4 protein-coding genes are annotated in these 5,241 nt (G+C 45.5%); all 4 read right to left on the bottom strand.

Annotated features, from left to right (window positions below; genetic code table 11):
• Positions 1-87: 87 nt before the first annotated feature.
• The 4 genes from PBA01S_RS22325 to PBA01S_RS22310 all read right to left on the bottom strand — a co-directional run bounded on the left by PBA01S_RS22325 (position 88) and on the right by PBA01S_RS22310 (position 4,981).
• On the bottom strand, positions 88-810 hold the full coding sequence (locus PBA01S_RS22325; protein ID WP_009223249.1) for a YebC/PmpR family DNA-binding transcriptional regulator: 723 nt from the start codon (positions 808-810) through the stop codon (positions 88-90).
• Between the two features lie 154 nt (positions 811-964).
• The gene (locus PBA01S_RS22320; protein ID WP_085170990.1) at positions 965-1,381 is read right to left on the bottom strand and encodes a VOC family protein; all 417 of its coding nucleotides are present in this window, start codon (positions 1,379-1,381) and stop codon (positions 965-967) included.
• 71 nt (positions 1,382-1,452) lie between these two features.
• Positions 1,453-3,009 (bottom strand): ABC-F family ATP-binding cassette domain-containing protein, encoded by a 1,557-nt coding sequence (locus PBA01S_RS22315; RefSeq protein WP_085170989.1) that lies wholly within the window; start codon positions 3,007-3,009, stop codon positions 1,453-1,455.
• Between the two features lie 295 nt (positions 3,010-3,304).
• Positions 3,305-4,981, bottom strand: coding sequence for a methyl-accepting chemotaxis protein (locus PBA01S_RS22310; protein ID WP_127576766.1), 1,677 nt, complete (start codon positions 4,979-4,981; stop codon positions 3,305-3,307).
• Positions 4,982-5,241 lie beyond the last annotated feature (260 nt).

The following is a 5,241-nucleotide window of genomic DNA, read 5'->3' as shown; positions in this document are numbered from 1 at the left end:
GCTTAGCTGGGCACGCCAAACAATCAAAAACGGGCTGAAAGAAGAGTCCTTCTTATCAGCCCGTTGTTTATCGCCTCGTCCGAGGGCTTAATCCGAAAATTCCACGTTGTGATAGACCTGCTGTACGTCCTCCAGATCCTCCAACGCATCGATCAACTTCTCGAACTGCGCTTCCACTTCTTTACTCGGTAGAGTAACGTAGTTTTGAGGCAGCATCGTCAGTTCCGCTACCGTAAACTCCGTAACCCCTGAGTTCTTGAGCGCTTCTTGAACGGCATGGAATTGATCGGGTTCGGCATATACGATCACCGACTCGTCCTCTTCGATGATATCCCGCACCTCAAGATCGGCTTCCATCAGGATTTCAAACACTTCATCAATCGATTTGCCTTCCATCCCGATGACGGCTGTTTCGTCAAACATATAAGATACCGATCCGCTTACGCCCATGTTTCCGCCATTCTTATTAAATGCGGAGCGTACTTCCGGTGCGGTACGGTTTACGTTATTCGTTAATGTATCTACAATGACCATTGCGCCGTTAGGGCCGAAGCCTTCATAACGCAACTCTTGATATACTTCATCCGTAGCGCCTTTCGCTTTATCGAGAGCCCGGTCAATGATCGCCTTCGGCACATTGTACGTTTTCGCCCGTTCAAGAACGACCTTCAAGGCACGGTTCGATTCCGGATCCGGCTCGCCCTTCTTGGCAGCTACATAAATCTCAACGCCGAACTTCGCGTAGATTCGACTAGTGTTCGCGTCTTTCGAAGCCTTTTTCTCTTTAATATTATTCCATTTGCGGCCCATACTCTTCCCACTTTCTTAATAATCTACCCAACTATTATAACCAACAACTTAGTTGGCGGCAATGAATGCTGTAGGTTTAGTTGACTATGAAATTAGCACTTAATATTGCAAAAATGCCCTATGTAATTCACATAGGGCATGGAATAATCCTTCTTTATTCCGATGGCACAGCGCTCGGATCCATAAATACGATTTCCCAGAGATGGCTGTCCGGATCCTGGAAGCTCCAAGTATACATAAAACCGTGGTCAACCGGATCGCTGTAGGGCTTCCCGCCCGAGGCTAGCGCCTTGTTCACGATTTCGTCCACTTGATTACGGCTCTCGGCCGACAAGGCGACGATGACCTCCGAATGAACCGAGGTATCCGGGATTTCTTTCTTCGTAAACGACTTGAAGTACTCCTCCGTCAGCAGCATGGCGAAAATATTCGGTCCAATCACCAAACAAGCCGCCTTCTCATCGGTAAATTGCGGATTAAACTCAAAGCCGATCGATTGAAAGAATTTCATCGATCTCTGCAAGTCTTTTACAGGAAGGTTTACGAAAATATTACTCAAGCTAACTGCCATCAGATCACCTCGTTTTCTAATTTAAACCAATTATACCTGAGGCAACCCTTAAATGCTAGATTACGACTAGATTAGATCATCTTGGTGGTCCAAGATTCACAGTTCCACGTCTCCGTAACGACATCACGATAAAATTCCGGTTCGTGGGAGATTAACAGAATGCTGCCTTTGTAAGCTTTCAACGCACGCTTCAGCTCATCTTTCGCATCCACGTCCAAATGGTTCGTCGGTTCGTCCAATACGAGCAGGTTCGTTTCCCGGTTAATCAGCTTGCACAGGCGCACCTTAGCCTTCTCGCCTCCGCTTAGAACTGCGATTTTGCTTTCGATATGTTTCGTTGTCAGTCCGCATTTCGCCAGAGCCGCACGAACCTCAAACTGCGTGAACGACGGGAACTCGTTCCAGATTTCTTCAATGCACGTATTGTAATTGGCATCCTTCATCTCTTGCTCAAAGTAGCCGATTTCCAGCAAGTCCCCGAGATGCACCGAACCAGAGATCGCCGGGATTTGTCCCAGGATGCTGCGAAGCAGTGTGGTTTTCCCGATCCCGTTGGCGCCGACGAGGGCGATTTTCTGCCCGCGTTCCATTCTTAAATTCAGCGGCTTCGATAAAGGCGAGTCGTAACCAATGACCAGATCCTTCGTTTCAAAAATTAACTTGCCTGATGTCCGAGCATCCTTGAAGTTAAACTGCGGTTTCGGTTTTTCCTTCGCCAGCTCGATAATTTCCATCTTGTCCAGCTTCTTCTGACGAGACATCGCCATGTTTCGCGTCGCTACACTGGCTTTGTTGCGGGCTACGAAATCTTTGAGATCGGCAATTTCCTGTTGCTGACGTTTGTAGGCGGACTCTAACTGTTGTTTTTTCGCTTCATACACCTGCAAGAAGTTATCATAATCACCGACGTAACGGTTTAGCTCTTGATTTTCCATATGATAAATCAGGTTAATCACGCTGTTCAGGAACGGGATATCGTGCGAAATGAGGATAAACGCGTTCTCGTACTCTTGCAAATACCGCTTCAACCATTCGATATGTTGCTCGTCCAAATAGTTGGTAGGTTCGTCCAACAGCAGAATGTCTGGTTTCTCCAGCAGAAGTTTCGCGAGCAATACCTTCGTCCGCTGGCCTCCGCTGAGGTCGTGAACATCTCTTTCGAGCCCGATATCTGTCAAGCCCAAGCCCCGAGCCGTTTCCTCAATCTTGGCATCGATGAGATAGAAATCCTGATTCGTGAGCGTGTCTTGGATCGTACCTACGTCCTCCAGCAGCTGCTCCAGCTCTTCCGGCGATACCTCCCCCATTTTGGCGTACATGTCGTTCATTTCCTGTTCCAAATCGAACAGGTATTGGAACGCTCCGCGCAGTACGTCGCGAATCGTCATTCCTTTCTCCAGCACCGCATGCTGATCGAGATAGCCCACACGCGTGCGTCTAGCCCACTCAATTTTGCCTTCGTCTGGCTGCAGCTTGCCTGTAATGATGTTCATGAAGGTCGATTTCCCTTCACCGTTAGCCCCCACCAAGCCAACATGCTCGCCTTTCAGCAAACGAAAGGAAACATCGTTAAAAATCGCCCGGTCCCCAAATCCGTGGCTCAGTCGTTCAACATTTAAAATACTCATGGAAATTTAACACCTTTTCTATATGAAATATAATTGGTTAACTCAAGATTTACGAAAAAAGGTACACTCGACCTATTATAATGGTTCGATGGGCTAAAGCTCAATATGGAGGGAGAAAATAGTAGAAAAAAACACCGCCCGGAAAGTCGGGCGGCGTTTGCCTCGGTGATCCATGTCCTAAGATCGTATTGATTTTGACGCAGTTCCTCTGCCGTAAATGTCAAACTGGCCAAAGTTTATGTTTACATAATATTTATTACGTAACTAATATGTTGTCAGATATGTAATTACAGGTTTATTCAAATCTAAATTCATTCACTATCTGTTGCAACTGTTCTGCCATTGCTGCCAATCCCTGGGCAGTACCCGTTATGTCCTCCATCGAGGCATTTAATTGTTCGTATGTAACACTTATTTCATTGATCGCATCCGCATTTTTTTGAGACAAACCGGCAATGGAGTCAGATCCCTGTTCTACATTCAACGCCTCCTGCTTGACCTCCTCAATGCGCTTATACAACTCAGAAACATTTTCATCTACCATCATAAAGGCCTTCTCTACCTTCTCAAAAACTAAGCTCATTCTTTCCGCGGCCGTTCCTCCGCTTGCGACCGCACCTGAAGTATCTCTTACGGCTTCAACAGCAACCTGGATATCGGTATCCACGGATTCTATCGTACGTACGATTTCTCCAGAAGCTTGGTTGGCTTGATCTGCCAATTTACGAATCTCATTCGCAACTACCGCAAAACCTCTTCCTTCCCCACCCGCTCGTGAGGCTTCGATCGCTGCATTCAGTGCGAGCAAATTCGTTTGTTCCGAGATTCCACGTATGGTAAGAACAATATCTTTGATGGACACCGAGTTCCGCCCAAGTCTATCAATAGCCTCTTCAGCGATGGATACCGACTTAATGATGTCCCCCATTTTAGCTGCCATATTCGATAACGCAATGCTGCCCTGATTGACATCTTCCATTGTCGTTTCAGATTGCTTCGCCATTTCCCCAAATTTAACGACCATTTCCTCAACGATCCGTGTTGTCTCGTGCACAGAAACTTCGCTTTTTCTGACTTCCATTACCTGAAGATCTGAGCTCTCCGCGATTTGCTGCATCGTCGTAGAAACCTGCTCCGTTGCTGCAAGGTTCTCCTCAGAGCTTGCTGACAAATCTTCAGAGGAAGCATTCAAATTCTGCACAGTGGCCTGCATCGATCGGATCACCCCAGCCAAGCGATCGGCCATATGATTATACATGTTTTTCATGATGCCAAATTCGTCTTTCGTCTTAGCGACGAGCCGTACTGCGAGGTTACCGCTTCCAAGTTCCTTCATAGCACCACTGATCTCTATTAACGGTTTAACCGTAAGGCTGCCAAAAAGATACGCGATGATGAATACAAGAATAAAACTAATTACTGCGGTAATGGCAATGCTGTCTAATATTGAAGATGCAGGCTGCATAATATCATCGATATAGCTTCCTATTGCAAAAATCCATCCGTTCGGCAGCTCGGTAAATGAAACTATTTTCCGCCCATCCGACCAGTTATATTCGATGGATCCATTTTTTTGGCTGAGCATCCTCTTGATAAAATCATAAGTAGAGAGATCGGTTCCCCGCGTTGCTTCATCCGGGTGGAACAAGGCTTTCCCCGTCTCATCGATGATATAAGCATATCCAGTCATGCCGTCAGGTTCAAAGTAATTCCGTTTCACATCCGAAACAATTTCGTCAACGATAACTTGGCTATTCTCCGATAATTCCGTTGATTCGGTATAAGGTGACAACTGACCGGATTTAATATGAACAATATAATCCAAGTCATTATATACTAAATTCTTTATACCTTCGTAAGACTGCCTATAACTTATCACACTCGTCACAGCTAGCGGAAGGATGACAAGAAGCGACATTACCACAATAAGCCTAGCCTTGAATGTAACCTTGCTGTAGATTAAATTCAGCATAAAGAACTATCCTTCTTTCGTTATAAGATGAGAATCGTTCATTATTATATCAACTGTAGTACTATTTAACCATATTAAATGATATATTATAGTTCTTTTGTATCACGATGATGTAGTCGATTACCATTCAATTCTTAGCTGATTTTCGAGTCTATTCATCAGATTTGTCCAACATCTCAAATGATAATTAGGCGAACCTCACCCCCCGCATAAATGCAGGTTTTTTCTGAAAACACAAAAAGAGCACCACCGATCAACGA

The organism is Paenibacillus barengoltzii NBRC 101215, from assembly GCF_004000745.1.
Lineage (GTDB): Bacteria > Bacillota > Bacilli > Paenibacillales > Paenibacillaceae > Fontibacillus > Fontibacillus barengoltzii.
Note: the sequence above shows the minus strand (reverse complement) of the source record. Positions and strands in the feature narration are given on the sequence as shown.

What these genes read in the sequence shown, in the direction of transcription:
- PBA01S_RS22310 (WP_127576766.1), bottom strand. Translation starts at nt 4,981, where the DNA reads ATGCTGAATTTAATCTACAGCAAGGTTACATTCAAGGCTAGGCTTATT.
- PBA01S_RS22315 (WP_085170989.1), bottom strand. Translation starts at nt 3,009, where the DNA reads ATGAGTATTTTAAATGTTGAACGACTGAGCCACGGATTTGGGGACCGG.
- PBA01S_RS22320 (WP_085170990.1), bottom strand. Translation starts at nt 1,381, where the DNA reads ATGGCAGTTAGCTTGAGTAATATTTTCGTAAACCTTCCTGTAAAAGAC.
- PBA01S_RS22325 (WP_009223249.1), bottom strand. Translation starts at nt 810, where the DNA reads ATGGGCCGCAAATGGAATAATATTAAAGAGAAAAAGGCTTCGAAAGAC.